This is a genomic window from Rhodococcus sp. G6(2025) (assembly GCF_058628105.1).
In genome coordinates, this window is record NZ_CP179750.1 from 162644 (window position 1) to 189152 (window position 26509).

The 26509-nt window shown below is 67.6% G+C and carries 29 protein-coding genes; 12 read left to right on the forward strand and 17 right to left on the reverse strand.

The annotated features are described in order from the left end of the window. Nucleotides 1-20 precede the first annotated feature (20 nt). The 7 genes from ACLIVD_RS00820 to ACLIVD_RS00850 all read right to left on the reverse strand — a co-directional run bounded on the left by ACLIVD_RS00820 (nucleotide 21) and on the right by ACLIVD_RS00850 (nucleotide 5831). The gene (locus ACLIVD_RS00820; RefSeq protein ID WP_283335745.1) at nucleotides 21-770 is read right to left on the reverse strand and encodes a tyrosine-protein phosphatase; all 750 of its coding nucleotides are present in this window, start codon (nucleotides 768-770) and stop codon (nucleotides 21-23) included. 30 nt (nucleotides 771-800) lie between these two features. Next, a complete protein-coding gene (locus ACLIVD_RS00825; RefSeq protein ID WP_491931770.1) occupies nucleotides 801-2159 on the reverse strand; it encodes an ABC transporter substrate-binding protein in 1359 nt (452 codons plus the stop codon). Continuing rightward, on the reverse strand, nucleotides 2159-3328 hold the full coding sequence (locus ACLIVD_RS00830; RefSeq protein WP_491931771.1) for an ABC transporter ATP-binding protein: 1170 nt from the start codon (nucleotides 3326-3328) through the stop codon (nucleotides 2159-2161). Before ACLIVD_RS00830 ends, ACLIVD_RS00825 begins: the two co-directional genes overlap by 1 nt. A gap of 148 nt (nucleotides 3329-3476) precedes the next feature. Continuing rightward, the gene (locus ACLIVD_RS00835; protein ID WP_491931772.1) at nucleotides 3477-4346 is read right to left on the reverse strand and encodes a MurR/RpiR family transcriptional regulator; all 870 of its coding nucleotides are present in this window, start codon (nucleotides 4344-4346) and stop codon (nucleotides 3477-3479) included. A 121-nt stretch (nucleotides 4347-4467) separates the two neighbouring features. Next, on the reverse strand, nucleotides 4468-4773 hold the full coding sequence (locus ACLIVD_RS00840) for a hypothetical protein (RefSeq protein WP_283335741.1): 306 nt from the start codon (nucleotides 4771-4773) through the stop codon (nucleotides 4468-4470). A 119-nt stretch (nucleotides 4774-4892) separates the two neighbouring features. After that, nucleotides 4893-5117 (reverse strand): anti-sigma factor family protein, encoded by a 225-nt coding sequence (locus tag ACLIVD_RS00845; protein WP_491932975.1) that lies wholly within the window; start codon nucleotides 5115-5117, stop codon nucleotides 4893-4895. A gap of 12 nt (nucleotides 5118-5129) precedes the next feature. After that, nucleotides 5130-5831 carry an RNA polymerase sigma factor gene (locus tag ACLIVD_RS00850; protein ID WP_491931773.1) on the reverse strand — a complete coding sequence of 234 codons (702 nt, stop codon included), beginning with the start codon at nucleotides 5829-5831 and terminating at the stop codon, nucleotides 5130-5132. Between the two features lie 200 nt (nucleotides 5832-6031). Here ACLIVD_RS00850 and ACLIVD_RS00855 point away from each other — a divergent pair, with 200 nt between their 5' ends. The 4 genes from ACLIVD_RS00855 to ACLIVD_RS00870 all read left to right on the forward strand — a co-directional run bounded on the left by ACLIVD_RS00855 (nucleotide 6032) and on the right by ACLIVD_RS00870 (nucleotide 9678). Beyond that, entirely contained in the window at nucleotides 6032-6199 is a 168-nt protein-coding gene (locus ACLIVD_RS00855; RefSeq protein WP_009476923.1) for a hypothetical protein, read from the forward strand. A 63-nt stretch (nucleotides 6200-6262) separates the two neighbouring features. Further along, nucleotides 6263-6703: a helix-turn-helix transcriptional regulator gene (locus tag ACLIVD_RS00860; protein WP_105414745.1), complete on the forward strand. Its 441-nt coding sequence runs from the start codon at nucleotides 6263-6265 to the stop codon at nucleotides 6701-6703. Between the two features lie 13 nt (nucleotides 6704-6716). Further along, the gene (locus tag ACLIVD_RS00865) at nucleotides 6717-7130 is read left to right on the forward strand and encodes a VOC family protein (RefSeq protein ID WP_005260756.1); all 414 of its coding nucleotides are present in this window, start codon (nucleotides 6717-6719) and stop codon (nucleotides 7128-7130) included. Nucleotides 7131-7182: 52 nt separating this feature from the next. Further along, the gene (locus tag ACLIVD_RS00870) at nucleotides 7183-9678 is read left to right on the forward strand and encodes an ATP-binding cassette domain-containing protein (RefSeq protein ID WP_491931774.1); all 2496 of its coding nucleotides are present in this window, start codon (nucleotides 7183-7185) and stop codon (nucleotides 9676-9678) included. On the opposite strand, the gene ACLIVD_RS00875 is transcribed toward ACLIVD_RS00870, so the two are convergent. The 5 genes from ACLIVD_RS00875 to ACLIVD_RS00895 are packed head-to-tail and all read right to left on the reverse strand — an operon-like array spanning nucleotide 9663 to nucleotide 13518. After that, nucleotides 9663-9983 carry a DUF2218 domain-containing protein gene (locus ACLIVD_RS00875; RefSeq protein ID WP_283353043.1) on the reverse strand — a complete coding sequence of 107 codons (321 nt, stop codon included), beginning with the start codon at nucleotides 9981-9983 and terminating at the stop codon, nucleotides 9663-9665. The two genes, ACLIVD_RS00870 and ACLIVD_RS00875, sit on opposite strands and share 16 nt — an antisense overlap. Before the next feature lie 31 nt (nucleotides 9984-10014). Beyond that, nucleotides 10015-10980: a VOC family protein gene (locus ACLIVD_RS00880; RefSeq protein ID WP_491931775.1), complete on the reverse strand. Its 966-nt coding sequence runs from the start codon at nucleotides 10978-10980 to the stop codon at nucleotides 10015-10017. Further along, entirely contained in the window at nucleotides 10977-12068 is a 1092-nt protein-coding gene (locus ACLIVD_RS00885; RefSeq protein ID WP_491931776.1) for a 4-oxalomesaconate tautomerase, read from the reverse strand. Before ACLIVD_RS00885 ends, ACLIVD_RS00880 begins: the two co-directional genes overlap by 4 nt. Continuing rightward, the gene (locus ACLIVD_RS00890) at nucleotides 12068-12784 is read right to left on the reverse strand and encodes a 4-carboxy-4-hydroxy-2-oxoadipate aldolase/oxaloacetate decarboxylase (protein ID WP_491931777.1); all 717 of its coding nucleotides are present in this window, start codon (nucleotides 12782-12784) and stop codon (nucleotides 12068-12070) included. The genes ACLIVD_RS00885 and ACLIVD_RS00890 overlap by 1 nt, the downstream gene beginning before the upstream one ends. After that, on the reverse strand, nucleotides 12781-13518 hold the full coding sequence (locus ACLIVD_RS00895; protein WP_280782785.1) for a PIG-L deacetylase family protein: 738 nt from the start codon (nucleotides 13516-13518) through the stop codon (nucleotides 12781-12783). Before ACLIVD_RS00895 ends, ACLIVD_RS00890 begins: the two co-directional genes overlap by 4 nt. 359 nt (nucleotides 13519-13877) lie before the next feature. Between ACLIVD_RS00895 and ACLIVD_RS00900 the strand changes: the two genes are divergently transcribed. Genes ACLIVD_RS00900 through ACLIVD_RS00910 form a run of 3 tightly spaced genes read left to right on the forward strand, consistent with a single transcriptional unit; the run spans nucleotide 13878 to nucleotide 17643 of the window. Continuing rightward, nucleotides 13878-14852 (forward strand): amidohydrolase family protein, encoded by a 975-nt coding sequence (locus ACLIVD_RS00900; RefSeq protein ID WP_491931778.1) that lies wholly within the window; start codon nucleotides 13878-13880, stop codon nucleotides 14850-14852. A 41-nt stretch (nucleotides 14853-14893) separates the two neighbouring features. Then, entirely contained in the window at nucleotides 14894-16261 is a 1368-nt protein-coding gene (locus tag ACLIVD_RS00905) for an MFS transporter (protein ID WP_491931779.1), read from the forward strand. A gap of 35 nt (nucleotides 16262-16296) precedes the next feature. Then, on the forward strand, nucleotides 16297-17643 hold the full coding sequence (locus tag ACLIVD_RS00910; RefSeq protein WP_491931780.1) for an MFS transporter: 1347 nt from the start codon (nucleotides 16297-16299) through the stop codon (nucleotides 17641-17643). A 14-nt stretch (nucleotides 17644-17657) separates the two neighbouring features. Here the strand turns inward: ACLIVD_RS00910 and ACLIVD_RS00915 are convergent, their stop codons facing one another. Next, nucleotides 17658-18326 carry a GntR family transcriptional regulator gene (locus ACLIVD_RS00915; RefSeq protein WP_317570882.1) on the reverse strand — a complete coding sequence of 223 codons (669 nt, stop codon included), beginning with the start codon at nucleotides 18324-18326 and terminating at the stop codon, nucleotides 17658-17660. A 107-nt stretch (nucleotides 18327-18433) separates the two neighbouring features. Here ACLIVD_RS00915 and ACLIVD_RS00920 point away from each other — a divergent pair, with 107 nt between their 5' ends. The 3 genes from ACLIVD_RS00920 to ACLIVD_RS00930 all read left to right on the forward strand — a co-directional run bounded on the left by ACLIVD_RS00920 (nucleotide 18434) and on the right by ACLIVD_RS00930 (nucleotide 21027). Continuing rightward, a complete protein-coding gene (locus ACLIVD_RS00920; protein WP_491931781.1) occupies nucleotides 18434-19243 on the forward strand; it encodes a DUF1932 domain-containing protein in 810 nt (269 codons plus the stop codon). Nucleotides 19244-19314: 71 nt separating this feature from the next. After that, on the forward strand, nucleotides 19315-20508 hold the full coding sequence (acmB, locus tag ACLIVD_RS00925) for a methyl acetate hydrolase AcmB (protein WP_283335728.1): 1194 nt from the start codon (nucleotides 19315-19317) through the stop codon (nucleotides 20506-20508). Between the two features lie 138 nt (nucleotides 20509-20646). Continuing rightward, nucleotides 20647-21027: a VOC family protein gene (locus tag ACLIVD_RS00930; protein WP_491931782.1), complete on the forward strand. Its 381-nt coding sequence runs from the start codon at nucleotides 20647-20649 to the stop codon at nucleotides 21025-21027. Nucleotides 21028-21044: 17 nt separating this feature from the next. On the opposite strand, the gene ACLIVD_RS00935 is transcribed toward ACLIVD_RS00930, so the two are convergent. From ACLIVD_RS00935 to ACLIVD_RS00950, 4 genes are all read right to left on the reverse strand, one after another. Beyond that, nucleotides 21045-22370, reverse strand: a complete 1326-nt coding sequence (locus ACLIVD_RS00935; RefSeq protein ID WP_317570878.1) for an RNA polymerase sigma factor — start codon at nucleotides 22368-22370, stop codon at nucleotides 21045-21047. Continuing rightward, complete coding sequence (locus ACLIVD_RS00940; protein ID WP_037236036.1) at nucleotides 22343-22765, reverse strand: YciI family protein; 423 nt, start codon at nucleotides 22763-22765, stop codon at nucleotides 22343-22345. Before ACLIVD_RS00940 ends, ACLIVD_RS00935 begins: the two co-directional genes overlap by 28 nt. A gap of 104 nt (nucleotides 22766-22869) precedes the next feature. Beyond that, entirely contained in the window at nucleotides 22870-23157 is a 288-nt protein-coding gene (locus ACLIVD_RS00945; RefSeq protein ID WP_280782776.1) for a WhiB family transcriptional regulator, read from the reverse strand. A gap of 64 nt (nucleotides 23158-23221) precedes the next feature. Continuing rightward, nucleotides 23222-23995 (reverse strand): SDR family NAD(P)-dependent oxidoreductase, encoded by a 774-nt coding sequence (locus tag ACLIVD_RS00950; protein ID WP_280782775.1) that lies wholly within the window; start codon nucleotides 23993-23995, stop codon nucleotides 23222-23224. 237 nt (nucleotides 23996-24232) lie between these two features. On the opposite strand from ACLIVD_RS00950, the gene ACLIVD_RS00955 reads away from it, so the two are divergent. Together ACLIVD_RS00955 and ACLIVD_RS00960 are read left to right on the forward strand one after the other, a co-directional pair. Next, nucleotides 24233-25624 carry an MFS transporter gene (locus ACLIVD_RS00955; protein ID WP_283335725.1) on the forward strand — a complete coding sequence of 464 codons (1392 nt, stop codon included), beginning with the start codon at nucleotides 24233-24235 and terminating at the stop codon, nucleotides 25622-25624. After that, entirely contained in the window at nucleotides 25621-26508 is an 888-nt protein-coding gene (locus tag ACLIVD_RS00960; RefSeq protein WP_477951372.1) for a transketolase, read from the forward strand. The genes ACLIVD_RS00955 and ACLIVD_RS00960 overlap by 4 nt, the downstream gene beginning before the upstream one ends. Nucleotide 26509 lies beyond the last annotated feature (1 nt).

The window sequence follows — 26509 nt, forward strand, 5'->3', positions numbered from 1 at the left end:
CTCTCCTGTGGAAGTGGGTGTCAGGCGACGAGTGCGCCGCGCAGGTCGTCGAGTTCACGCTCGGTCATGCCGTGGCCGAGGAGGTAGTCGCGGACGCCGCCGTGCGCGGCTGCGATGGAGTCGAGGGTCGTGCGCATCAGCACGGCCGGGCTGGCGCCGACCAGGTGATCGACGTCCACGCCGTCGGGAAGGCCGCGGCCGCGCATCTTCTCGGCCATGCCGAGCGCCCAGTCGCCGGCCAGCAGGACCTCGGACATCGCGTAGTCGGCGACGATGTCCCGTTGATCGACACCCACCGCCGCGAGGGTGAGAGCGACGACCAGCCCGGTGCGATCCTTTCCCGCGGTGCAGTGCACGACGGTCGGGTCGTCGCCCGAGGCGGCGATGGCGCGGACGGCGCGGGTCAAACGATGTCCGTAGTTCTCGACCATGTCGCGGTAGACGACCGCGAGGTCGAAGTTCGCACCGTCGAGGTCGATCTCGCCCTCGTACACCGGCAGGTGTTCCACCCGGTGTCCGACGCCGTCGAGTGCGCTCGGACTGTCGTCGAGCTCCTGCTGTTCGCGGAGGTCGATGACGAGAGCGAGTCTCCGCTTCCGGAGCAGGTCGCGGGCCGGCTGGTCGAGCTGGTGAAGCGCGTCCGACCGGAACAGTTTGTTCCACTTGGTGGTCCCCGTATCAGTCGGGAAACCGCCCAGGTCGCGGAAGTTATAGGTGCCGGTCAGATTCAGGCGTCGATGATTCGTCGACGCAGGCAGAGTGCTGGTCATTGTGTCGGTGTCTCGTTCTGTCGGAAGTGGTTACTGAATGAGTTCCTGCACGCGCTGCTGCGCCGCCTGCAGGGTGGCGGCCGGATCCTTGCCGTAGTAGACCGCGTCCTCCACCGCCTGGCCGAGGATGTCGTCGGCCTGCACATAGCTGTTGCCGGGGTAGGATTTCCAGGCCTCGAGCGTGTCGAGCTGACCGAGATTGGGTGCCAGGAGGGGGTTGTTGTCGGCCCATTCCTTCAGCGCTGCCGGATCCTCGGTGAGGGACGGACGCAGGGGAAGGTAGCCGATCTTGCTGGAGATCTCGGTGTACGCATGGTCGCTCGTCATGAACTTGATGAACTCCCACGACGCGCGCTGCTTCGCCGGATCCTGGGAGAACGTGAACAGAGCGGATCCCGAGTTGGTGGGCACCGCGGCGTGACCCTCGAAGGCGGGCATCGGCGCGGCACGCAGGTCCCAGCCGCCAGTCGCCGCCGACTTCATGAACATCCCCTGCAGAGCCGACGTCTGCAGCTGAATCGCCACGTCGCCCTTCGCGAAACTCTCGTACTGGGTGGTCGAGTCGAGGTTGGCGAGGACGCCGTCGTCGTACATCTGCCGCAACGCGGTCACCGCCGACACCGCACCGGGCTCGCCGAATTCGATGGTCTTGCGGTCTTGTGACAGCACATCGCCGCCTGCCGAGCGGAACAGCGCCTGCATGCACCAGTTGCCGCCCTTGACCGAGCACGACACGGACAGCGCCGGCTTGCCCGTCGCCGCGGTCACGGCTTTGGCGGCAGCCGCCACCTTCGGCCACGTCGACAGGTCGGCGTCGGCGGGCAGCCCGGCCTTCGTGAGCGCGGTCGCGTTGTAGAAGAGGGTGGGTGTGGAGAACACGTACGGGATGCCGTACGTTTCGCCGTCCCAGTCGCCGAGGGTCGCGGCCCGCGGGTGGAACGGATGCTCTCCACTGAACGTCGCGTCCACGGCCTCGGCTCCGAACAGTCCGTCGAGCGACTGGGCGCCGAGTTCGTTGACGGCGAAATCGAGAGTGTCGAAGGTCAATTGGGCCACATCGGGGGGCGAGCCGGCGAGCATCTGCGTCTGCACACTACTCGCGGTTCCGGCGCCGGCCGTGCCGCTGCCCTGCGGCGGCTGGGCCTTCACGTGGATGTTCGGGTGCTGCGCCTCGAAGTCGGCGACGAGGCCGTTGATCGTGTCCGACCAGAGCCCGGCCTGCTGGAGGTTGTACGACTCGAAGACGATGTCGACCTGCTGGTCGGGAGACAGTTCCGGGACCGGTGCGCCGGTGCCCGAGGCGCCCGGCGCGGCTCCGCCGGTGGCACAGCCGGTCAGAGCGGCGGCCACGGCCGCCACTACGACGACAGTAAATGTCGGTCTACGCATCACGCTGCTCCTGTTGCGGAAAGTGTTTCGGGAGAGTGGTCCACAGCCGTGGGGGCCGCGGAGTCGGAGTCGGTGAGTTCCGGGACGTCGACCCATTCCAGGCGGCGTCCGGTCGCGCGGTCGAAGAGGTGAACGTGGGCGGGATCCGCGGCCAGGGCGGCGGATCGATGGGCGCGCAGTGCAATCGGTCGCGGTGCGCGCACGCAGACCGTGGCACCCCCGACCTCGCAGTACGCGACCTGCTCGCTGCCGAGATTCTCGACGGACGTGACGTCGACCGACAGCCGTACCCCGGGATGATCCACAGGGTCGGCGACGCGGAGATGCTCCGGCCGGATGCCCAGGACGACGTCGCGGCCGTCGGTCTGTCCACGCCACAGCGGTGCGGTCACGCCCTCGGCGGACGCGACAACAGTGCCGTCGACGGTGCGGACGCGTGCGTCGAGCAGGTTCATCGCGGGACTGCCGAGGAACCCTGCGACGAACACGGACGCCGGCCGGTCGTAGACGTCCTCGGGTGTTCCGACCTGTTCGAGTGCGCCGTTGTTCAGCAGCGCGATCCGCGTCGCCATCGTCATCGCCTCGACCTGATCGTGGGTGACGTACACGAATGTGGCGCGGAGGCGACGATGGAGGTCGGTGAGCTCGCGCCTCGTCGCGGTCCTGAGCTTCGCATCGAGGTTGGACAGCGGCTCGTCCATCAGGAACGCCTTCGGATCACGCACGATCGCGCGCCCGACTGCAACGCGCTGCCGCTGGCCACCGGACAGTTCCTTCGGCTTTCGGCCGAGCAGGTGCGCGATGTCGAGTTGCCGGGCGACGGCATCGACGCGCTCCGCTGCCTCCGACTTACGCATCTTTTTGACACGCAACGGAAACGCGAGGTTCTTCGCGACGCTGAGGTGCGGGTAGAGCGCGTAGCTCTGGAAAACCATCGCGACGTCCCGGCGGCGGGAGGGCGCCGCGGTGATGTCGTCGTCGTCGAGCAGGATCCGTCCGCTGGTCGGCGCGAGCAGCCCCGCGAGCATCCTCAGCAGCGTGGTCTTTCCGCATCCGCTGGGCCCGAGGAGGACCAGGAAGTCGCCGTCCAGGATGTCGAGGTCGATGTTGTCGACGGCGGTGAAATCTGCGAACTTTCGACTCAGATTCTCGATCCGAATCCTGCCCATTGGCCTCTCCCGATGAAATGACGTTACCCAATCTCGACGAGACGGGGAATTTCGTTACATCGGTAGTTAGCCAGGGTCAGGTTAATGGCGGGCAAATGGCGATCCAATCAGCGGTGATGCTTCGCGCAACGGCTGTAGCACGATGCCATCACGGATAGATCAGCGGCACAATCTGTTTGAACGCCGCTGCCGCTGCCTCGGCCGAGTCGCCCCGCGCCCGGCAGACAGCGATCTGCAGGCTGATGAGAAACGCGAGCTGCACTACCGTGGCCGATGCGCCCAGTCCACCCCACGGTCCCGTACCGCCGCCGATGACCAGTCCGATGTCGGATTTCTCCACGAGAGTCGAACGGGCGTAGCTGGTGACGCCGATGACCGTGGCCCCCGCTGCCCGCGCGGCCTCGACCGGACGCAGGGTGACCGAGTTCAACCCGCTGTCGCTCACCGCGAGGCACACGTCACGGGAGGTCAGGCGCCCGGCAGTCAATTGCTGGATCACGGCGTCGGTCGGCGCCTCGGCGTGGCGGCCGTTGAGAATGAACCGCACGGCCACGGCAGCCGCCGACGGTCCCGACGCTCCGTTGCCGACAACGAGCACCCGCTCCGCCTCCGCGAGCGCCGTCACCGCCCGCTCGAACGAGTCTTCGTCGAGCGGTGCCAGGGCGCCGGCGAGATCCGTCGCCAGCTCGGCGAACACAGCCCGCACCAGTCCGGTGCCGTTCTCTTCGTGGGCGGGTGTTCCCCCCGATCCGGTATCGGCCGACCCCAGATCCCGTAGCAGCAACATCCGTAAGTGCTGGAACCCCTTGAAACCCAAATTCTGGCACGCACGAATCACGGTGGCAGTCGATGTCTCTGCGTGTTCCGCGACATCGGCCGCCGACCACCACGCAACATCCTGCGGACGCTCCACGCACACGTCCGCCACCCGACGCTCGCTCGGAGCCAGCTTGGGTGCGACGGCCCGGATGGCTGAGAGGGTGGCTCCTACGGGCGGATCGATCGACGACGCAGTCATGAGCCTTGAATAACACACAGCGGTGAACGAAGGGCGACAGCAGCCCCGCCGATTGCCGACCGGCGGAGGTGCCGAGCCGAGGGTGTGGCGAAAGATGCTGCCCCTCAGTTGGTATGCAAACTCAGTTGATTGGGACGTTCCAGATGATCGGGACCTGATCGGTGGGCATGTTCTCCGCCCGGCGTTCCTGCCGCTGGTCGCGCTGCCGATCGCGGGTCCGATCGTCGTTGCCGCCGGGGATGTCGCGGCCGGTGTCAGGGGCGGCCACTGCGGCGACCGGGTGTTCCGCGGCCGGCGCGACCGCGCCCGCGACACCGACGGGAAGGACGCCGAATGCGGCTGCAGCCACCACCACGGTCACGATCCGCTTCCGCAGCGAGCCGCGGTGGGTGCGTCGGTCGTCTTGGTGCGAATGTGTGGCGTTCATGGTCTGAATTCCTGTCCGAGTGCCGCGAACCCAACGTTCACGGCTACTCGAACGGTGTCTGCGAGGGCGCGAAACGTTACACCCTGCCGGAGATTATTTTTGCGGCGAGTTTCCCGCCGTCAACGCCACTCGCGGAACGCGGCGAGCAGGCGGTCCCGCAACGCCGGATCGAGCTCGTCCGGGGGGAGCGCGCCGAGGGTGTGCACCGTCTGCTCGATCTGTTCGAGATAGGTGGCGCATCCCGAGCATTCGCCCAGATGGGTTTCGAATCGGACCCGGGCATCGGGGTCCATGTCATTCTCGAGGTAGGCCGTGACGAGTTCGACGAGGTCCTGGCAGTCCATGTCTTCCATGTCTCACGCTCCCGTTCCAAGATAATCCTCGAGGGCCTGGCGCACGTGCGCGCGACCCCGGTGCAGCAGCACCCGCTGGTTCGCCGGGGTGATCGAGAGCATCGCGGACACTTCCTCGGCGTCGTAGCCGAGGACGTCACGCAGAACGACCACGATCCGCTGACGGTCGGGTAGGTGCTCGAGTTCGCGGCCGGCGACGTCGAGCACCTCCGCACCGAGGACCGACCCCTCGGGGGTCTCCGGCCAACTGGTCGGCGGAGTCGCCCAGTGGTGTGGATCCTCCGGGGAGGATGCCGGCAGGAACCGGGACGGGTCCACGGCGGCGCTGCCCGTGTAGGCGGCCAGCGCGGCGTCGACATCGTGCCGGTCCCGCACTCCCCGTTTCTTGGCGATGTTGACGAGTATCCGGAACAACCAGGTACGGAGGGTGGAGCGGCCTTCGAATCTGTCGATGCCCTGGAGGACGGCGATCCAGGTTTCCTGGACGACGTCTTCCGCGACCTCGGCGCTGGCCACGTATCCCCGCGCCACGCGCAGCATCATCGGTGTGTGCAGGTCGACCAGTTCGGCGAACGCCGACTCGTCGCGTGCCCGTAGAGAGTCGACGAGGCACTGCTCGTGCGAGGTATCGATCTCGGTCATCCGCTCCTCCTCGGTGATCGAGGCGCTCCGGAAGCGTGGCCGCGTGAGACGGCCGGACGCCATCCAACATTACTGATTTCGGGGGCAGCCGTCGATGACGCTGCCCGAGCTCGTGGTGGTAGGGCCGAACGGCCCTGTCTCGGCTTCGCGGTGCGGGGAAGACTCGGTGCGGAGGGGTGGCGGGCCGCGGCGACGCGGTAACGGTCGCGGCGGCCCGGGTGCCCAGACAACGACTGGACCTGGCAATCCAGGGAGGGCGACGCATGGACTTTCGGCGGACTCCGCTGGCGCGGTCGGAGAATTACTGGGAGCAGCTGGGTTCAGTGGAAGCTCGGCACCTGGACGGTGCCGAGCGGGACCGGCTGCCGGCCCCGGACGAACAGGTCTCGCTCGTCGACCACTGCCGAGGCGCAACACCCGACCCGGCGTGAGGAGCGTGAGCGCGGGGCGAGTGACGCTAGGCAACTCCGGTTCGACGTGGCACGATCTCGTGTGTGACGAGCAGTACCGCTGAGAACCAGCGCTTACGCGACCTCGCGCTGCTGCGCCGCGTCCGCGACCGGATCGATCGGGAGCACGCGCAGCCGCTGGACGTCGAGTCGCTCGCCCGTGGCGTGAACATGTCGGCCGGGCACCTCAGCCGTCAGTTCCGGCTCGCGTACGGCGAGTCTCCGTATTCGTACCTGATGACGCGGCGCATCGAGCGGGCGATGGCGCTGCTGCGTCGCGGCGACCTCAGCGTGACCGAGGTGTGTTTCGCGGTCGGCTGCTCGTCGCTGGGCACCTTCAGCACGCGTTTCACCGAGCTGACCGGGGTCCCGCCCAGCACCTACCGGCGCCAGCAGGCGGACGCGACGGCGGGCATTCCGTCGTGCGTGGCGAAACAGGTCACCAGACCGATCAGGAATCGAGAAGCGCAGGTCGCTGATTCGTAATTATCGTGATCCCATGGACATCACAATTCACCAGACCTACCTCCCGCAGGACGACCCGGACGCCGCGTTGGCCTTCTATCGCGACACTCTCGGCTTCGAGGTCCGCAACGACGTCGGATACAACGGGATGCGCTGGATCACGGTCGGCCCGGCCGACCAGCCCGGCACGTCCATCGTTCTGCATCCGCCGGCCGCCGACCCCGGTATCACCGACGACGAGCGCCGCACCATCACCGAGATGATGGCCAAGGGCACCTACGCAGCCATCAACCTGGCCACCAGGAACCTCGACGGCGTCTTCGAGAAGCTGCAGGCCAGCGACTCCGCGGAGGTCGTTCAGGAGCCGACCGAGCAGCCGTACGGGGTTCGCGACTGCGCCTTCCGCGATCCCGCGGGCAACATGGTTCGTATCCAGGAACTGCGCTGATCGACGCCGACGGAGACCGCGCAGGCGGCTCCGCCCAACAGAGGGAGACACGATGAGCACGGGCACGAAGGCGGGCACGACGGGGCGAGCGAAGCGACGGGAAGATTCAGGGTCGCCGGATCTGCACCTTGCCGACAGTCACGATCTCATCCGCGTGCACGGCGCGCGCGAGAACAACCTCAAGGACATCAGTGTCGAGCTCCCGAAGCGCCGGCTGACGGTGTTCACCGGTGTCTCCGGCTCGGGCAAGAGCTCGCTGGTGTTCGCCACGATCGCCGCGGAGTCGCAGCGGATGATCAACGAGACCTACAGCGCCTTCGTACAGGGCTTCATGCCGTCACTGGCGCGACCCGACGTCGACGTACTCGACGGGCTGACGACGGCGATCATCGTCGACCAGGAGCGGATGGGCTCGAACCCCCGCTCCACCGTCGGCACCGCCACCGACGCCAACGCGATGCTGCGCATCCTGTTCAGCCGGCTCGGGAAGCCGCACATCGGCTCGCCCCAGGCGTTCTCCTTCAACGTCGCGTCGATCTCCGGCGCGGGCGCCGTCACCATCGAGCGCGGCGGTCAGGAGACGAAGGAGCGGCGGAGCTTCAGCATCACCGGCGGCATGTGTCCGCGATGCGAGGGCCGGGGCTCGGTCACCGACTTCGACCTGACGGCGCTCTACGACGACAGCAAGTCGCTCAACGAGGGCGCGCTGACGATCCCCGGCTACAGCATGGAGGGCTGGTACGGCCGCATCTTCCGGGGCTGCGGCTACTTCGATCCGGACAAGCCGATCGCGAAGTTCACGAAAAAGCAACTGCAGGACCTGCTCTACAAGCCGCCGACCAAGATCAAGGTCGAGGGCGTCAACGTGACGTACGAGGGTCTGATCCCGAAGATCCAGAAGTCGTTCCTGGCCAAGGACGTCGACGCCATGCAGCCGCACATCCGCGCGTTCGTGGAACGGGCGATCACGTTCGCCACCTGCCCCGACTGCGACGGCACCCGACTCAGCGAGGGTGCCCGATCGTCGAAGATCAAGGGCAAGAACATCGCCGACGTCTGCTCGATGCAGATCAGCGACCTCGCCGACTGGGTCCGGGGTCTGGACGAACCGCCGGCGACAGGAGGACGACGGAGCATCGCAGCGACGAAGGAGCGAGGAGCGGACGGAGGACGGGTCGCCGTGGAAACGGTGGCCCCGCTGCTCACCGGCCTGCAACATCTCCTCGACTCATTCACGGAGATCGGATTGGGGTACCTCTCCCTCGACCGGCCGTCGGGCACCCTGTCCGGTGGAGAGGCGCAGCGCACGAAGATGATCCGCCACCTCGGTTCGTCGCTCACCGACGTCACCTACGTCTTCGACGAGCCGACCATCGGCCTGCACCCGCACGACATCCAGAGGATGAACGGCCTGCTGCTGCAGTTGCGCGACAAGGGCAACACGGTGCTGGTGGTGGAGCACAAGCCGGAGGCGATCGCGATCGCCGACCACGTCGTCGACCTCGGACCGCGCGCCGGCACCGAGGGGGGCCAGGTGGTGTTCGAGGGCACCGTCGAGGGTCTGCGTTCCAGTGACACGCTCACCGGGCGGCATCTGGACGACCGGGCGTCGCTGAAGCAGTCGGTGCGCACACCGTCGGGGGCACTCGAGGTGCGTGGCGCAGACAGCCACAACCTGTGCGGCGTCGACGTCGACATTCCACTCGGCATGCTGGTGGTCGTGACCGGAGTGGCGGGCTCGGGCAAGAGTTCGCTGATCCACGGTTCGGTGTCCGGGCGGGACGGCGTGGTGTCGATCGACCAGGGCGCGATCAAGGGTTCCCGGCGAAGCAACCCGGCGACCTACACCGGGCTGCTCGAGCCGATCCGCAAGGCGTTCGCGAAGGCCAACGGTGTGAAGCCGGCGCTCTTCAGTTCCAACTCCGAGGGCGCGTGCCCCACATGCAACGGCGCCGGTGTCATCTACACCGACCTGGGTGTGATGGCCACCGTCGAATCCCCCTGCGAGGAGTGCGAGGGGAAGCGGTTCCAGGCCGAGGTGCTCGAGTACACGCTGGGCGGCCGGAATATCGCCGAAGTGCTCGCGATGCCGGTGGCCGAGGCCGAGGAGTTCTTCGGTTCCGGCGAGGCACGGATCCCGGCGGCGCACAAGATTCTGCAGAGGCTCGCCGACGTCGGGCTCGGCTACCTCAGCCTCGGACAGCCGCTGACCACGCTGTCCGGCGGCGAACGGCAGCGGCTCAAGCTGGCCACCGCCATGGCCGACAAGGGCGACACCTACGTCCTCGACGAACCGACCACCGGCCTGCACCTCGCCGACGTCGAACAGCTGCTCGGACTGCTCGACCGGCTCGTCGACTCCGGTAAGTCGGTCATCGTCATCGAGCATCACCAGGCGGTCATGGCGCACGCCGACTGGATCATCGACCTCGGCCCGGGCGCCGGCCACGACGGCGGCCGGATCGTGTTCGAGGGCAGGCCGGAGGATCTGGTGTCCGCCCGCTCCACCCTCACCGGCGAGCACCTCGCGGCCTACGTCGGCACCTGACCGTCCCTTACCCATCCGACGGTCAGACCGTCACGTTCGCCGAATCTGACGAGATGCCTTCCGACGACGTCTTCCAGTCGGGGCAGCTCGCCGGATTCGGCGACGAGGTGCAGGTGTAGTTCGCCGTCTCCGGCGGTCACCGTGGCGCGGCCGCCGGCCAGGTCGATCCAGCCGGATCGTGTGTCCGGTGTCCACTCTCCGCCGTTGCGGCGGCCGAGGTGGGACACGAGTTGTTTGCCGTACCGTTCGGGCCGGTCGGTGCGGACGGTCGCGTGCGATTCGCCGCCCGTGACGTCGACGGTCATGTCGGTCCCTTTCGACGGTGCGTCCCGTGTCTCAGTGGGTGCTCGGAACGGGTGGGGTGCCGTGGGTGTGGAACGTCTCGATGGTCTTCATTCCCCACGCCTGACCCTTCGACCGTTCGGCCTCGGTCCATTCGATGACGTCCCAGTCGGGATCGAGGATCAGCCGCGCTCCGGGGTTGCAGAACTCGATACGGTTGCCGCCCGGCTCGTAGACGTAGAGGAAGAACGTCTGCTGGATGGCGTGCTTGTGGGGTCCGGTCTCGATGTAAACACCGTTTTCGAGGAAGACGTCGGCGGCGCGGAGGATGTCCTCGCGGGTGTCGGTGGCGAACGCGATGTGATGCAGACGCCCGTTGCTGCCCGTCCAGTCCTCGGTGTACACCACGTCGTAACTCTTGTTCGTGAAGGTCAGCCACTGTCCGGCGATTTTGCCCGTGTTCAGCCGGATCTGTTCGGTGGGACGGCCGCCGAGCACGTCCCGGACGAAGGTTCCATTGGTCTCGACGTCCGCGGCGAGAAAGTTCACGTGATCGAGGCGGCGAACCGTGGCGGGCGCACCCGGGTAGCGTTCGGCCTGATTCTTCAGCGCCGGCGCGAACTCCGCCGGAGGAGCGGTCTTCTCGACCTCCCAGTACAGGTCCATCGGGTGACCGTCGGGGTCGGCGAACGTGTAGGTCTTGCCGATTCCGGGATCACCGTCGCGCCACCCGATGCCGCGGCCGGCGGCCTCGATCGCCGAGACACGGCGTTCCAGTGCCGCAGCACTCGACGTCCGGTAGCCCAGCCGCCCGATGCCCGACGTGTCGTGGGCGGTGAGCTTGAGGGAGTGGTGCTGGTAGTCGTCCCACGAACGCAGGTACACGCTGTCGCCGTCGGCGGCGACCTCGCGCAGGCCGAGCAGTTCGGTGAAGAACCACCTGCTCTCGTCGAAGGTCGGGGTGAACAGTTCGACGTAGCCGAGGTGGGCGATGTCGAAGCGGGCGTCGTCGGTGCTCATGAGTTGTCCTCGGTGTGGGGGCCGGCGGGCCGGGGGTAGACGGTGCCGTCGAACAGGGTGCGGGCGGTGCGGATCACGGCGGCGCGGCGGATGTCGACGCCGGCGTCACCGGTGTAGGTCAGGTCGATGTCGACGTCGAAGTACCCGGTGGGGTGTTCGATGCGGACGACGCCGTCGTCGCGGTGACGGCTGAGTCGATCGGCGACCGATCCGGGGATCCGGACCGCGGTGCCGACGGTGAGCGCTCCGAGCACGCCGATGGCGGTGTGGCACCGCACGGGGATGAACGTGCGGGTGTCGAGGGTGCCGTCGCCGAGCGGGGCGGCGACCAAGGTCATCTTGGGAACGGTCGTGGTGGACACATCGCCGAGTCCCATCAATTTGCCTGCCTGCGAACGGATGTGGGCGAGCCGGTCGGCCAGGTCGGTGTCGGCCTCGAGGTCCGCGGGGCTCTCGTGTCCGCTCACCCCGAGATCGGCGGCAGCGATGACGACCGTCGGCATGCCGTTGTCGATGCAGGTGACGTCCACTCCGTCGACGGTGTCGACGACGCGGCCGGTCGGCAGCAGCGCCCCGCAGGTCGAGCCCGCGGTGCCGGAGAACGCGATGCTGATCGGTGCGGCGGCGCCGGGCACTCCGGCGATCTCGCAGCTGCCGGCGTGATCGACCTGCCCGCCCGGTGTCGGGAACGTTGCCGTGGCGAAGCCGTCCGAATTGACCATCCGGATCCGGACACTCGTGTGCTCGGAATCGGCAGGCACCAGGCCGTGTTCGACGGCGAACGGGCCGACGCCGGCGAGGATGTTGCCGCAGTTCTGCGCCGACGACACGAGGGCCTGATCCACCGCAACCTGCAGGAACAGGTAGTCGACGTCCGCGCGCGGATCATCCGACGGGCCGATCACCGCGACCTTGCTGGTGAGCGGGTGGGCGCCCCCGATCCCGTCGATCTGACGGGGATCGGGGGAGCCCATGACGCGCAGCAGGAGATCGTCCCGCTCGCGGAGGTCGGAGGGGAGATCCGCGGCGAGGAAGAACGCCCCCTTGGACGTACCGCCCCGCATCCACGTGCAGGCGATGCCGCCCATCACAGCGTCTCCTGCTGTTCCAGCCGGTACTGCTTCTGCGACAGGTACCGCACGCCGAGGGAGTCGAGGACCGGACGCAGACCGTACCGGTCCAAGCCCAGCTCGCCGGCGCGGAAGGACTGTCGCGCAACCTCTTCCTTCTCCAGCCGGGCGCGGGAGGCGGCGACCGCGTCGGCGGCGGTGGCGCGGGGCACGATGACCACACCGTCGTCGTCGGCCACCACGACGTCGCCCGCGTCGACGGACACGAGGCCCAGGGTCACGGGGATGTTCACCGCGCCGGCGGTGGCCTTGACCGTGCCCTGCGCGGACACCGCGGTGGACCACACGGGAAAGCCCATCTCGTTCAGTTCGGCGACGTCGCGGACGCCGGCGTCGATGACGAGTCCGCGGACACCCCGCGCCTGCAGGGCGGTGGCGAACAGTTCGCCGAACATGCCGTCCGTCGAGGGGGAGTTGGTGGTGACCACCAGGATGTCGCCGGCGCTGCACTGTTCGATGGCGGCGTGGATCATCAGGTTGTCGCCGGGCCAGGACAGGACGGTGACGGCGGTGCCGGCGATCCGGGCGCCGGACTGGATGGGCCGGAACTGCGGGCCGGCGAGGCCGGTACGCCCCTGCGCCTCGTGCACCGTCGCGGTGCCGAACTCGGCGAGGGCGTCGACCGTGTCGAGGGGGGTCTTGGCCGGGTCGGTGAGGATCACGGGGTCTTTCACGACAGCACCTCCGCCACCTGCGGGTAGTACCGCACGTACGCCTCACCCATCGTGTCGGTGCTGAAGCCGAGGTTCGGTCCGGCGTTGCGCTTGACCTGGACACCGCGGCGCCGCGCGAGGTCGGTGTAGTAGGTCCACATGTGTTCCTGCGCCACAAGGGATTCCATCGCCTTGCGCTTCTGCGGAAAGACGTCGGTGATGTCGATCAGCACGTTCGGCTTGAAGTCGCACTGCTCGGGCTGGTGCGGCTCGAAGAAGAACACCGGCGGGGCGCCCAGGGGCTCACCCTCGGCGGGGTACCCGATCGCCTGCGCCAGGATGCGGGCGTCGAGCGCCATTCGGGCGGCCGCGGGATGGTCGGCGTTGTACGGGTCGATCAGCGGATGGGTCAGCACGACAGTAGGATTGACGTCGCGATAGACGTGCACCAACCGGTCGACCAACTCCGGCGAGGGCAGCAGCGGGTAGTCGCCGGCGTCGAAGAACTCGATCTCCGCTCCCAGTGCCGACGCGGCCGCTTCCGCTTCTCCCCGCCGGATGTCCTTGATCTCCTCGAGCGACTTGCCGTCCCGCCATGCCCGAGCGGATTCACCGCGCTCGCCGTAGCTCAGGCACACGACTTTCGCGCGTTCGCCGCGAGCAGTGGCGGCGGCAATGGCTCCGCCGGCCCGCCAGACGAAGTCGCCCGCGTGGGCGCTGACGACCAGCAGGGCCGGTTCTACCTGATGTGCCATGAGAGATTCCTTTCCTCGCTGTCCGAGATGTGGACGGGGGCACCTCGCCCGGTAGCAAGTAGCGCATATTGCCGACCAAATTGTCAACAATCACGTACTCATTTTTCACGACGAGAAGGTTGTGGAGATCGTGGCGGATCGTATAGGTTATGTGCCGAGTGACCTGAGTCACGCGATCGGATCATCGCTGTGAGGAGTGCCATGCCGGCTGTTTCGTTCGGCGCCGCGGCGCCGCGCCGATTCGGGCGCGAGCGATGCGGTGCCGTCGGTACTCGTTGGCCCGCAGGGATTTCCGGTCAACATGGACACAACGGCCGCACTGCTGACGCATTGTGCAGGATGCCAAGGAGAAAGAAACTATGTCGGATCTGAGTCGACGCGCGTTCCAGGGAAGTACGTCCGCACTACTGGCGGGGACCGGACCTTTCACCAAGACCCCGGGCTGGCTGGACTGGTACCAGAACCCATCCACGCCGCGCTTCGAGGTGCCGGCGGGATCGGTGGACGCCCACTGCCACGTTTTCGGGCCCGGCGCCCAGTTCCCCTTCGCGACCGAACGCAAGTACACCCCGTGCGATGCGAGCAAGGATCAACTCTTCGCGCTGCGTGATCACCTCGGGATGAGTCGCAACGTCATCGTTCAGGCGACCTGCCACGGAACGGACAACAGCGCGATGGTCGACGCCGTTCAGGCGGCAGGCGGCCGGGCACGCGGCATCGCCACGGTCCGCCCCGACATCACCGACACCGAGTTGCGCCGACTCGACGAGGCGGGCGTGCGAGGAGTGCGGTTCAACTTTCTTCCGCGACTGGTCGAGGGCACCCCGAAGGACGACCTGACCACCATCGCGCGGAAGATCGCCCCCCTGGGTTGGCATATCGTCATCTATTTCGAGGGCCCCGACCTGGAAGGCCTGGAGGGTTTCTTCGACACGTTGCCCACCCCGCTGGTGGTGGACCACATGGGACGACCGGACGTCACTCGACCTGTCGACGGGCCGGAGTTCAGCCGATTCCTGAGCTTCGTCGCGCGCAACGAGGCGTGGGTGAAGGTCAGCTGCCCGGAACGGCTCACCGTCATCGGCCCGCCGGCGCTGAACGGCGAACAGAACGCCTACACCGACGTCGTGCCCTTCAGTCAACGAGTGGTCGAGGAGTTCCCGGATTCGGTGCTCTGGGGCAGCGACTGGCCTCACCCCAACCTCACCGACCACATGCCCGACGACGGGCTCCTCGTCGACCACATTCCCCACGTGGCCACCACGCCGGAACTGCAGCACAAACTCCTCGTGGCCAACCCGATGCGCCTGTACTGGCCGGGCGAGGACTACTGAGCCCTCCCTCCACTGCAACATTTCCCGAGAAGGATTGTCCCGTGCAGCATTCCAACGCAGCGAATCGGCTGGACCGCCTGCCGATTTCGCGGTTCCACAAGATCACCCTCGTGGCCGTCTCGTTCGCCTACTTCTTCGAGTTCGCGGACATCAACACGTTCGCCACCACCGTCCCCAAACTCGTCAAGCTGTGGGGGGTCACCGTCAACCAGGTCGCCTACGTGACCTCCCTGTCCTTCGTCGGCATGTTCTTCGGCTCCCTCATCGGTGGCTGGATCGCCGACCGCTGGGGCCGTAAGAACGCGTTGGCCATCACCACCCTGTGGTTCGCCGTCTTCTCGTTCGCGTCGGTGTTCTCCTGGGACATCGTGTCCCTCGGCGTACTGCGGGTTCTCACCTCGGCGGGGCTGTCGGCGATGACCGTGGTGGCGGTCATCTACGTCAACGAGATCTACCCCGCCGCCGTTCGCGGAAAGTACCAGGCCTACGCCATCGTCATCGGCATCTGCGGCACGCCGATCACCAACCTCGTTGCCGCCGCGGTCGTTCCGCTCACCGACTGGTCGTGGCGGCTGGTCTACCTGTGGGGCAGTCTCGGCATCCTCTTCCTCCTCTTCACCCGGCACCTGAAGGAATCGCCCCGCTGGTACGAGAGCAAGGGGCAGTACGAGAAGGCCGACGCCGTTCTGAGCCAGATCGAATCCCGCGTCGCCGCGGAGAAGGGCCCGCTGCCCGATCCTGCCGCCCCGATCGCGGTTGCGACCAAGCAGACCAAGGCTCCGCTGCGGCTGCTCCTGCAGAAGAGATACCTGGTTCCCACGGTCCTGCTCTCGGTCATGTGGGTGACCCAGACCGTCGGCTTCTTCGGCTACTCCAGTTGGGCGCCCACCCTGTTGGCGCAGGAGGGCCTCAGCGTGGAGAAGTCGATCTTCTACGTCGCGCTGACGACGGTCGGTGCGCCGCTGGGCTGCTTCCTCGCCGCACAGGTCACCGACCGCGTCGAACGCAAGTGGTGCCTCGTCGCATTCGGTGTGGTGATCGCGATCTGCGGCCTCTTCTACGGGCTGACGTTCAACCCGATCATGATCGTGGTGTTCGGCTTCCTCGTGAACTTCTTCGAGCGCGGGTACACCGCAGTGGCCTACGCCTACTCCCCGGAACTGTTCGACACTCGGACCCGGTCGTTGGGCACTGGCGTCTCCTACGGGCTCGGACGTCTGTCGAACGCCGTCGGACCGCTCGTCATCGCCGCGCTGTACACCGGCACCGGGTATCAAAGCGTCTTCTACTTCATCGCCGGAAGCTGGCTGGTCGGTGCGCTCGCTCTCGCCGTCTTCGGACCCAGGACCCGGCAGGCCCGGCTCACCGATCCGCCCGTGGAGGCACCGACAGCACCCACCACGGCATGACCAGGGCTGAAGCCCCACAACCATCTGGAGTGCCCATGACCACCGACCACACCGGGTCCGAGCGCGCCCGGACCCGCCTCGCTCTCACGGTGCTGGCCCTGTGTTGGTTCGCCATCCTGTGCGACGGGCTCGACACCTTCGTCTACGGTGCGGTGTTGCCGCGCATGCTCGCCGACCCGGCCCTCGGAATGAGCCCCGGAGCCGCCGGCACCGTGGGCAGCGTCGCGACCCTCGGCATGCTGATCGGCGCGCTGGCCGCCGGACCGATCGCCGACCGGCTCGGCCGGCGCACCGCGATCGTCGCGGGCGTCGCGTTGTTCTCGATCGCGTCACTGGCCTGCGCGGTCGCCCCCTCTGTCGAGGTCTTCGCAGCGGCGCGGGGTGTGGCCGGCCTCGGCCTCGGCGGGCTCATCCCCACCGCCATCTCGATGGTCATGGAGTACGCCCCGCGCGGCAGGGCGAACCTGATGGTCGCGTCGCTGATGACCGCCCATCAGGCCGGTGGCATCCTCGCCCCGGGACTGAGCATGCTTTTCCTGGAGAGCCGCGGATGGCGCTTCCTGTTCCTGCTCGGTGGCCTACCGCTGATACTCGCCGTGCCGCTCATGCTGAAGTTCCTCCCCGAATCGATGGGGTATCTGCTCGCTCGCGGCCGCGTCGCCGATGCCGAAGCGCTCGCTCGCAGTCGAGGTGTGGCGGTCGCGGACTTCGTGACGGCCCCGACCGGCAGGGGCGGGGCGTCGTCGACGACTGCGCACCGGATCCGCCTGCTCTTCACCGGATCCCATGCGATCACCACCCCGGCGTTGTGGACGGCGTCGTTCGCCGGGCTGCTGCTGGTGTACGGGGTGGCCACCTGGCTGCCGGTCATGATGCGGTCGACCGGGTACGAACTCGGCTCGGCGTTGAGCTTCCTGCTGGTGATCAATCTCGGTGGCATCGCGGGCATGCTGATCGCCGGGCAGGTGGCCGACCGGGTCGGACCGATCCCGACCGCGCTCGTGTGGTTCGCGTTGACCGCGATCGGTATCGCGGCGCTGTCGGTGCAGATGCCGCTCGCCGCGACCTACGCCGTGGTCTTCGCGACCGGGGTGTGGTTGTTCAGCGCCCAGACCATGGTCTACGCCGGCGCCGCCGCGCACAGCGAGGCCGACTTCCGGGCCACCGCCGTCGGGCTCACGTCGGGGATCGGCCGGTTCGGCGCTGTCTTCGGCCCCTGGCTGGGCGGCGTGCTCGTCGCTTCCGGGACTCCACGGTGGGGGTTCGGGGCCTTCGCGGTTGCCGCCCTGCTCGCGGTGGCAGCGCTGGTGGTGGTCTTCGTGACGGACCGCGTCGGGTCGCGTGCGACGACGAGTTCAGTGCGCGAACGGGTCTCCTTGTGAATGCCCGCGTGCGGTCATCCCTGCCGGGCTTCGGCGACGTCCTCGAGCGCAGTGGTCACGCTCGCCAGGTGGTGCCGCATGGCTGCCTCCGCCCGCTCCGGGTCGCGCGCGCAGACCGCGTCGATGATCGCGACGTGCTCGGGCAGCGACACCGACATCCGGCCGGGGTGCATCGACAGCTTGAACTGGTGTCGCACCAGCTGGCCACGCAGGCGCTCGAGGATCTCGTCGGCCGAGCGCTGCGCACTGATCTCCCGAACGCGTTTGTGCAACAACTGGTTCGCTCGCGAATACCCGAACACGTCTCCGGCCGAGACCGACGTCGTCAATTCCTCGCGCAGGGCGGTGAGTTCCTCGATCTCCGCGTCGGTGATCTTCTGGGCCGCCTTCGCCGCGCACAGTCCTTCGACGACCATCCGTACCTCGGTGATCTCGACCGCCTCGTCCAGCGACACCGACCGCACGCGGGCGCCGCGGTTCTGGATCCGTTCGACGAGGCCCTGGGCGGTGAGTTCATGCAGGGCCGCCCGGACCGCGCTGCGACTGGCGTCGTACTGCGCACACAGGTCTGCCTCGACCATGCGCTGGTTGGGCGCGAAATCCCCGTCGAGGATCGCTGTGCGAATCAGGTCGGTGACCGCAGCCTGATCCGTGCTGTGCTCGCGAGCTTCCTTCACCGGCATCGGGCTATCTCCGCTCAGATCATCACCAAAATTGTTACCGATATTGTACCGACCCATCGTCACCTGGATCGCACATGGCACCAGATCCACCCAGGAAAGAGGAACCGATGACCCAGCAGACGACGATCGCCGTCCTCGGACTCGGCGAGGCAGGCGACGCATTCGCGCGCGATCTGATCGCCGCCGACGCTTCAGTTCGCGCCTTCGACCCCGCAGTCGCCGCACCGGACGGAGCCATCGCGTGCCGGTCCGAGGCCGAGGCCGTCGACACCGCCGACCTCGTCCTCAGCGTGAACAACGCGCGCGCCGCAACGGCCGCACTCGAACGGGGAAGCCCCGCAATGAGTGCCGATGCCGTCTGGGTGGACATGAACACCGCCGCGCCCGACCTCAAACGCACCCTCGATGCCCACGCCGCGCGACGCGGACTCGGTTTCGTCGACGTGGCGATCATGGCTCCGGTCCCCGGCCGCGGACTCCGGACACCTCTGATGGCGAGCGGTCGCGACGCACACCGGGCCGCGGAAATCCTCACCCGTCACGGGGCATCCGTCGACATCCTCGACGCACCGGCGGGTGCGGCCGCGGAACGAAAACTGCTGCGCAGCATCTTCTACAAGGGCATGTCCGCGGCCATCGTCGAAGCCCTCACCGCGGGTCGCGCGCTCGGCCTCGAAGAATGGCTCACCACCAATATCGCCGACGAGTTGACCCGGGCCGACGCCGCCACGATTGCCCGCGTCGTCGACGGAACGCGTCGCCACGCCAGGCGCCGCGCCGACGAAATGGACGCCGCGGCAGCCATGCTCCGCGCCCTCGGTATCGACCCCGACATCGCCCAGGCCACCCACGAACTGCTGACCAAGATCCCGGCGCCATCAGCAGGTGCCGAACCGAGACGTGCCGTGCCGAACTGAGACGTCGCCACCCTCCGCCCGGTCATAACGTCACGTTCCATCAGTGACCACAGACACGACAGGAGAGTGGGATGTCCGATCTCAACGCCGCGCTCGGCAAGGTTCTCGACAGCGTGACCGAGGAAGGTGCGCCGAGGGTGCCCGGAGTGGTGGCGATGGTGACCGATCGCGACCGCACGGTGTTCGAGGGTGCCGCCGGGGTGCGGTCCCTGGCCGACGGCGAGCCGATGACCGCCGACACCGTGTTCGCGATCTTCTCCACCACCAAGGCGATCACCGGAACCACCGTGCTGCAGTGCGTCGAAGAGGGTCTGCTCGACCTCGACGCGCCGGCCCGCGAATACGTTCCGGAACTCGGTGACATTCAGGTCATCGAGGGATTCGACGCCCACGGCGATCCGATGCTGAGAGCACCGAAGCGGGACGTCACCACCCGGATGCTGTTGTTGCACACCGCCGGGTTCGGATACGACTTCTTCGACGAGACCTACAACCGGTTGGGGGTGGAGCACGGTCAACCCGGCGTGATCACCGCGACCCGGGCGTCGTTGACCACGCCGTTGCTCTTCGATCCGGGCGAGAAGTGGCAGTACGGGACGAACATCGACTGGGCCGGCCAGGTGGTCGAGGCGATCCGCGGCAAGCGGCTCGGCGAGGTGATGACAGACCGGGTGTTCGCGCCCCTCGGCATGCACGACACATCCTTCACCCTGACCGGATCTATGGCTGCCCGGCGCGCGACCATCCACCAGCGCGAGGAGGACGGCCGGCTCACTCCCTTGGATCTGGTGCTGCCGCAGACTCCCGAGATCGACATGGGCGGGCACGGCCTCTACTCCACGGTGGGCGACTACCTGAAGTTCCTGCGGATGTGGCTGAACGACGGAGACGCCCCAGGTGGCCGAGTGCTGCGGGCCGACACGGTGCAGGCCGCCGTGTGCAACGGCCTCGAGGGACAAGAGGTCGGGATGCTGCCTGCCGTAATACCGGCCCTCACCAACGACGCCGAATTCTTTCCCGGACAGCGCAAGTCGTGGGCGTACACGTTCATGGTGAACGAAGAGGACGCACCCACCGGCCGGCCCCGGGGGTCGCTCGGGTGGGCCGGGCTCGCCAACTCGTACTACTGGATCGATCGCCGCAACGGAATCGCCGGGTACTGGGCCACCCAGGTCCTGCCGTTCGCCGACCCCGTGTCGTTCGGCGGCTACCTGGACTTCGAGACGACGACGTACCGTCACGCCACTGTCGGCTCACCCGTCTAGGTCGGTCTCGAATCCAGTTTTTCACTGGATGGCCGGCAGCACTGCCCGGTACGATCGCGGGATTGTCTTCACCGCTGGGAGCCCATGAGGTTCGTGTGTGGGCTCCCGGCAGTTCCCGGGCTGAGAGCAGGTTTCGTCATGGCATGTCGTATCAGTGAACTCGTGCTCGGTTGCCGCGACCCTGAGCTGCTGACGCGGTTCTGGTGCGAGGTCCTGGACTTCGTCGTGCTCGATCGCGAGGACGACGGCTCGGTGGAGATCGGGTCGCGCGAAGGGTTCGGCGGTCCGCAGCCGACGATCATCCTCAGCCGCAGGGATGAGCCGGAGAAGGGGAAATCCCGGCTGCACATCGACGTCAACGCCACCGACCGCGATCAGGACGCCGAGCTCGACCGCCTTCTGAAGCTCGGTGCGCGCCGGGCCGACATCGGCCAGACAGGGCAGGAGCAGTGGCATGTCCTGGCCGACCCCGAAGGCAATGAGTTCTGCCTGCTGAAGGCTCGCCTGGACCCACTCTGATCGCTCACCGGTCGGGGTCAGCGCAGGTCGGCGAGCTTACGCCCCAGCACCGTCCGCTCGCGCTCGTTGCCGCACAACCGCACGGCCGCCTCGAATTCGGTGCGCGCCTCGTCGGTGCGTCCCAGGCGGGTGAGCAGTTCGCCGCGAACGCTCGGCAGCAGGTGCGAGTTCGACAGCGCCCGGGCGGCCACCAGCTCGTCCACGATCGGCAGCGCCGCGGCTGGTCCCTGGGCCATGGAGACCGCCACCGCCCGGTTGAGGTCGACCACCGGTGACGGCGCGAGCCGGCCGAGTGCCTCGTAGATGAGGACGATCCGCTCCCAGTTCGTCGCGTCGACGGACGGCGCGACGGCATGGCATTCGGCGATCGCCGCCTGCAGGCCGTAGGCGCCCAGCCCGCGGCCGACCTGCTCCGAGCGGGCGAGGGCGGCGCGTCCCCGGCGGATCGCGGTGCGGTCCCAGCGGCGGCGGTCCTGGTCCTCGAGCAGCACCGGTTCGCCGTCCGCCCCCGTACGGGCCGGGAACCGCGCCGCGGTCAGTTCGAGCAGCGCCAGCAGACCGTGGACCTCGGGCTCGTCGGGCACCAGCCGAGTCAGCACTCGAGCGAGGCGCTGCGCTTCGCTCGCGAGGTCGAGGCGGATCAGGTCGTCACCGGAGCTGGCCGAGGACCCTTCGGTGAAGATCAGGTAGATCACGCTGAGCACCGAGCCGAGTCGCCCGGTCCGCTCGGCGGCGGGCGGCACCTCGAACGGCACCCGGGCCGCCCCGAGGGTCTTCTTCGCCCGGGTGATCCGGGCCTGCACGGTCGCGGTCGGGACGAGGAACACCTTCGCGATCTCGTCGCTCGTCAGACCGCCGACCACCCGCAGGGTGAGCGCGACCCTCGCCTCCCGCGACAGCACGGGGTGGCAGGAGATGAACATCAACGCCAGCATGTCGTCGTCGATCTGGTCCGGATCCCACAGCACGTCCCCGGTGCCCTTGGCCGGATCGGCGGGTCCGCTACCCGAGACGGCGCCGCCCTCGCCCAGGTCGTGAGCGAGGACGGCGTACCTCTCGTCGAGGGCGGAGCGCCGACGGAACGCGTCGATCGCGCGGCGCCGGCCGACGGTGAGCAACCATCCCGCGGGGTTGTGGGGGATGCCGTCGCGTGGCCAGCTCACGAGTGCCTCGGCCAGCGCCTCCTGGGCGAGGTCCTCGGCCAGCGCGAAATCGCCGGTGTACCGCGCGAGCGCACCGACGATCCGTGCCGACTCGATCCGCCAGACGGCGGCGACGGCCTCACGCCCGGTGTGGCCGTCACCCGTCGACCCGCTCAGAGCTGACCGGTCGCTTCGCGCCACGCCCGCTCCTTCTGGATCCACACGTTGTCCTGCGGAAACTCGTCGATCGTCGCGACCCGGCGGATCTCCGCCTTGGAACCGGGACCAGCCATCGGGGCACGCTTGGCCCACTCGACGGCCTCCTCCTTCGACGCGACGTTGAGCATCCAGAAGCCGCCGAACAACTCCTTCGTCTCGCCATAGGGGCCGTCGGTCACCACAGGTGTCTCCGAGGAGTAGTCGACCACCACACCCGATTCGGGGTCGGGGTCCAGACCCTCGGCCGCGAGCAGCACGCCGGCGCGGATCATCTCGTCGTTGAACTTGCCCATCGCCTCCATGATCTCGGTGAAGTCAACGTCCTGGAACGCCGCGAAGGTCTCGTCGGTGGCGCGCATGATCAGCATGTACTTCATGGTTCCGTCTCCTTGGATGTCGAGGTCCCTCTTGGACCTTCTCATCCTCAGGTCGAACGGGGAGTGACATGAATCGACACACTCGCCGGAATCTTTTTTCGAATCTATCGCGCCCGGCCGGCTCGGCGCCGGTCAGTTTCCGTGGTGCCTCCCCAGATTCCGTGGGTCTCGCGGTGTTCGGTTGCGTGTGCGCGGCATTGCCGGGTGACGACGCACCCGTCGCAGATCTGTTTGGCGCGTCGTTCGCGCCTGATCCGGGCGCCGCGTCGTTCGCCGTCCGGTGCGAAGAAGGCGGAGGGTTCGGTGGTGCGGCAGTGGGCGCGGTATCGCCATCCCCAGCGTTCGGCGGCGGTTGGGGGTAGGTCGTCGTGAAGTGTCGTGTGGTCGATCATCGGGTGTCCCGGGGGATTCGGGCGGTGGACGGTGGGTACCGTCCACCGCTGTGGCTGCACCGACTCAGTGCAGGTGGCTGCCGCCGTTGATGTCGACGGTGGTGCCGGTGAGGTACGCGGCGTCCTGCGAGGACAGGAAGGTGATGACGGCGGCGACCTCGGTGGTGGTCGCGACCCGGCCGAGGGGGATGTCGCGGCAGAGTGCGGCTTCCTGTTCGGCGGTGCTGCCCACGCGGATGCTGGTGTCGACCGCACCGGGGGTGACGGCGTTGACGGTGACTCCGCTGTCGCCGAGTTCTCGTGCGAGTGACTTGGTGAAACCGAGGACCGCGGCCTTGGCGGACGAGTAGGGCACCTTCCCGAAGACGCCGCCACCCCGCTGGGCGGAGACGGAGGACATGTTCACCACACGCCCCCAGCCGTTGTCGATCATGGCCGGCAGAAATGCGCGGGTGACGAGGTAGGTGCCGGTGGCGTTGACCGCCATCACCTTGTTCCACAGTTCCAGCGTGGTCTCGAGGAAGGGCACCGGCGAGGTGATGCCGGCGATGTTCGCGAGCGCACCCACGGCGGGGAGGTTGCCGCCGGCGACTTCGGCGGCGACGGCGTCGTGTGCCCGCTGGACCGAGTTCTCGTCGGCGACGTCGATGTCGTGACCGAAGGCCGGGACACCGAACTCGTTCCCGATCTCGGCGGCGACCTTCGCGGACTTCTCTCCGTCGAGGTCGAGAACGACGATCGCCCAGCCCTCTTCGGCGTAGCGGCGGGCGGTGGCGAGACCGATCCCGCGCTCGGAGGTGGCGCCGGTGATGACGGCGGTGCGCTGAATGGACGACATGATCGCTCCTCGTGTTGCTGGAATCGCGCGTCCCGTCCGATGCGGTGGAGAGCAGGGAGGTCGACGACGCGGTAGGTGACTGCCACCACAGTAAGCCGATCGACTGTTAACAGTCAACCGTCGGCGGGTAACGGTTGACATATGGACGTGGCTCGGATCACACTGTTGGAACCGCACTGTTGACAGTCAACAAATCGGCGGCAATCGTAGAAACCGGCAGCCCGAAGAGGAGTCCCCATGAGTACCGAAACACTCAGGATGCGAGGTCCCGTCCATGGCACGAAGGACGCCAAGCGCGTAGCAATCGGCTCCTCGGTGGGGGCCGTGATCGAGACGTACGACTTCATCGGCTTCGGCACGGCCGCCGCGCTGTACTTCGGTACCGCCTTCTTCCCGGGCGCCGACCCGGTCACCGGAACACTCGCCGCGTTCGCGACGCTGGGTGTCGGCTTTGCTGCGCGCCCGCTCGGCGGGGTGCTCGGCGGACATCTCGGGGACAAGCTGGGCCGCAAGCCCGTGCTGGTGGCATCACTGATCGCGATGGGTCTCGCGACCTTCGCGATCGGCCTGCTGCCCACCTATTCACAGGTGGGGCTCATCGCGCCGGTGCTGCTGGTCCTCGTCCGCGTCGTCCAGGGCCTCGCGTTCGGAGCCGAGTGGGGCGGTGCGATCCTGATGAGCTACGAGCACGCCCCCTGGAAGTCCAAGGGCAAGTTCACCGGCATCGTGCAGGCCGGCTTCCCCGTCGGGCTGCTGCTGGCGAATCTGGTGTTCCTGTTCAGCGTGCACCTCGGCGGCGACTGGGCATGGCGGGTACCGTTCCTCGCCAGCATCGTCCTGGTGATGGTCGGCCTGGTCATCAGGTCGAAAGTGCCCGAGTCCCCGGTCTTCGAGGACGTCAAGAACGAGGGCGACATCGTCAAATCCCCGGTACTCGAATCCATCAAGTACGACTGGCGAAACATTCTGCGCGGTATCGGTCTTCGAGTCGCCGAGACGGCCGGTTACGCGGTGTCGATCACCTACATGATCTCCTACCTGCACAACCAGGGTCTCGCCGGAAAGTCCGAAACCCTTGTCGCCCTGTGCATCGCGTCCGCAATCGGCGTCTTCGCCACCGTCGCCTGGGCCCGCCTCACCGACCGTATCGGACGACGCCCCCTCTACATCGCGTCCTGCGCCTTCGCGGCACTGTTCGGAATCCCGATGTTCCTTCTGGTCAACACCGGTCTGTTCATCCTGGTCATCGCCACCATCGTGATCGCCTACGCGGTCTGCCAGAACTCGATGGCGGGAGCGCAGGGAGCGTGGTTCCCCGAACTGTTCGACGCCTCGCGCCGAGCCTCGGGAGCGTCCCTCGCCTACCAGATCTCGGCGATGGTCTCCGGCTTCACCCCCTTCGTCACCACGCTGCTGTTCGTCTCCTTCGGCTGGTGGGGTCCGGCGCTGCTGTTCAGCACGTACGCCCTGATCGGACTGTGGGCGGCGTTGATCACCAGGGAGACCTGGGGACCCACCGAACGGCGCCTCGCCGCCGAGGCTGCGGCGCGCACCGATTCCAAAAGCACCGACGCGCCGACGTCCACCGGCACCACGCCCACGATCCGCAAGGAAAAGGAACTCCTGTGACCATCACAACCGCCACCACCGCGGTCGAAGACACGACCAGTGACGCGTCGCGCATCGCGACCGTCGAACAGTTCGCCTACCGCATGCGGCACAACGTCATCGACATGGGTGAGGAACAGGGCCAGGGATACGTCGGGCAGGCGCTCGGAGCCGCCGACATCTTCGCCACCGTCTACGCCGACCAACTGCGCTACCGCGCCGACGATCCCGCATGGGAGGGCCGGGACCGGTTCCTGCTGTCCACCGGCCACTACGCCATCGGCCTCTACGCCGCACTCGCCGAGGCCGGAATCATCGACCGCAGCGAACTGGAAACCTACGGCTCAGACGACTCCCGCCTCCCGATGTCGGCAATGTCCACGTACACCCCCGGCATGGAAATCTCCGGCGGCTCCCTCGGCCACGGTCTGACCATCGCGGTCGGGATGGCCCTCGGTCTGCGTCACCAGCGCTCCACCGCCCGCGTCTTCAACTTCCTCTCCGACGGCGAACTCGACGAGGGTTCGACGTGGGAGGCGGCGATGGGCGCCCACCACCACCGGCTCGGCAATCTCACCGCGATGGTCGACATCAACGCCCTCCAAGCCGACGGTGCGACCTCGACGGTGCTGAGCACCGAACCCGTGCACGACAAGTGGGCGGCCTGCGGGTGGCACGTCGAACGCGTCGACGGCAACGACGTCACCGCACTGGTGCGCGCGTTCGACAACGCCGCCGCCGAATCCGACGGCAAACCGTCGATCATCCTCTGCGACACCCGCGTCGGGAAGGGTGTGCCCCTGCTCGAGTCCCGGGAGAAGGCGCACTTCATGCGCATCGACGAACACGAGTGGCAGATCTGCCGCGACCAACTCACCGCCGGCTTCGACCACAAGGACGCCTGAC

What these genes read in the sequence shown, in the direction of transcription:
- ACLIVD_RS00900 (WP_491931778.1), top strand. Translation starts at nt 13,878, where the DNA reads ATGTCGGATCTGAGTCGACGCGCGTTCCAGGGAAGTACGTCCGCACTA.
- ACLIVD_RS00850 (WP_491931773.1), bottom strand. Translation starts at nt 5,831, where the DNA reads ATGGCGTCCGGCCGTCTCACGCGGCCACGCTTCCGGAGCGCCTCGATC.
- ACLIVD_RS00920 (WP_491931781.1), top strand. Translation starts at nt 18,434, where the DNA reads ATGACCCAGCAGACGACGATCGCCGTCCTCGGACTCGGCGAGGCAGGC.
- ACLIVD_RS00955 (WP_283335725.1), top strand. Translation starts at nt 24,233, where the DNA reads ATGAGTACCGAAACACTCAGGATGCGAGGTCCCGTCCATGGCACGAAG.
- ACLIVD_RS00950 (WP_280782775.1), bottom strand. Translation starts at nt 23,995, where the DNA reads ATGTCGTCCATTCAGCGCACCGCCGTCATCACCGGCGCCACCTCCGAG.
- ACLIVD_RS00885 (WP_491931776.1), bottom strand. Translation starts at nt 12,068, where the DNA reads ATGGGCGGCATCGCCTGCACGTGGATGCGGGGCGGTACGTCCAAGGGG.
- ACLIVD_RS00895 (WP_280782785.1), bottom strand. Translation starts at nt 13,518, where the DNA reads ATGGCACATCAGGTAGAACCGGCCCTGCTGGTCGTCAGCGCCCACGCG.
- ACLIVD_RS00940 (WP_037236036.1), bottom strand. Translation starts at nt 22,765, where the DNA reads ATGAAGTACATGCTGATCATGCGCGCCACCGACGAGACCTTCGCGGCG.
- ACLIVD_RS00865 (WP_005260756.1), top strand. Translation starts at nt 6,717, where the DNA reads ATGGACATCACAATTCACCAGACCTACCTCCCGCAGGACGACCCGGAC.
- ACLIVD_RS00875 (WP_283353043.1), bottom strand. Translation starts at nt 9,983, where the DNA reads ATGACCGTCGACGTCACGGGCGGCGAATCGCACGCGACCGTCCGCACC.
- ACLIVD_RS00915 (WP_317570882.1), bottom strand. Translation starts at nt 18,326, where the DNA reads ATGCCGGTGAAGGAAGCTCGCGAGCACAGCACGGATCAGGCTGCGGTC.
- ACLIVD_RS00830 (WP_491931771.1), bottom strand. Translation starts at nt 3,328, where the DNA reads ATGGGCAGGATTCGGATCGAGAATCTGAGTCGAAAGTTCGCAGATTTC.
- ACLIVD_RS00845 (WP_491932975.1), bottom strand. Translation starts at nt 5,117, where the DNA reads ATGGACTGCCAGGACCTCGTCGAACTCGTCACGGCCTACCTCGAGAAT.
- ACLIVD_RS00825 (WP_491931770.1), bottom strand. Translation starts at nt 2,159, where the DNA reads ATGCGTAGACCGACATTTACTGTCGTCGTAGTGGCGGCCGTGGCCGCC.
- ACLIVD_RS00910 (WP_491931780.1), top strand. Translation starts at nt 16,297, where the DNA reads ATGACCACCGACCACACCGGGTCCGAGCGCGCCCGGACCCGCCTCGCT.
- ACLIVD_RS00835 (WP_491931772.1), bottom strand. Translation starts at nt 4,346, where the DNA reads ATGACTGCGTCGTCGATCGATCCGCCCGTAGGAGCCACCCTCTCAGCC.
- ACLIVD_RS00840 (WP_283335741.1), bottom strand. Translation starts at nt 4,773, where the DNA reads ATGAACGCCACACATTCGCACCAAGACGACCGACGCACCCACCGCGGC.
- ACLIVD_RS00880 (WP_491931775.1), bottom strand. Translation starts at nt 10,980, where the DNA reads ATGAGCACCGACGACGCCCGCTTCGACATCGCCCACCTCGGCTACGTC.
- ACLIVD_RS00945 (WP_280782776.1), bottom strand. Translation starts at nt 23,157, where the DNA reads ATGATCGACCACACGACACTTCACGACGACCTACCCCCAACCGCCGCC.
- ACLIVD_RS00870 (WP_491931774.1), top strand. Translation starts at nt 7,183, where the DNA reads ATGAGCACGGGCACGAAGGCGGGCACGACGGGGCGAGCGAAGCGACGG.
- acmB (WP_283335728.1), top strand. Translation starts at nt 19,315, where the DNA reads ATGTCCGATCTCAACGCCGCGCTCGGCAAGGTTCTCGACAGCGTGACC.
- ACLIVD_RS00855 (WP_009476923.1), top strand. Translation starts at nt 6,032, where the DNA reads ATGGACTTTCGGCGGACTCCGCTGGCGCGGTCGGAGAATTACTGGGAG.
- ACLIVD_RS00930 (WP_491931782.1), top strand. Translation starts at nt 20,647, where the DNA reads ATGGCATGTCGTATCAGTGAACTCGTGCTCGGTTGCCGCGACCCTGAG.
- ACLIVD_RS00820 (WP_283335745.1), bottom strand. Translation starts at nt 770, where the DNA reads ATGACCAGCACTCTGCCTGCGTCGACGAATCATCGACGCCTGAATCTG.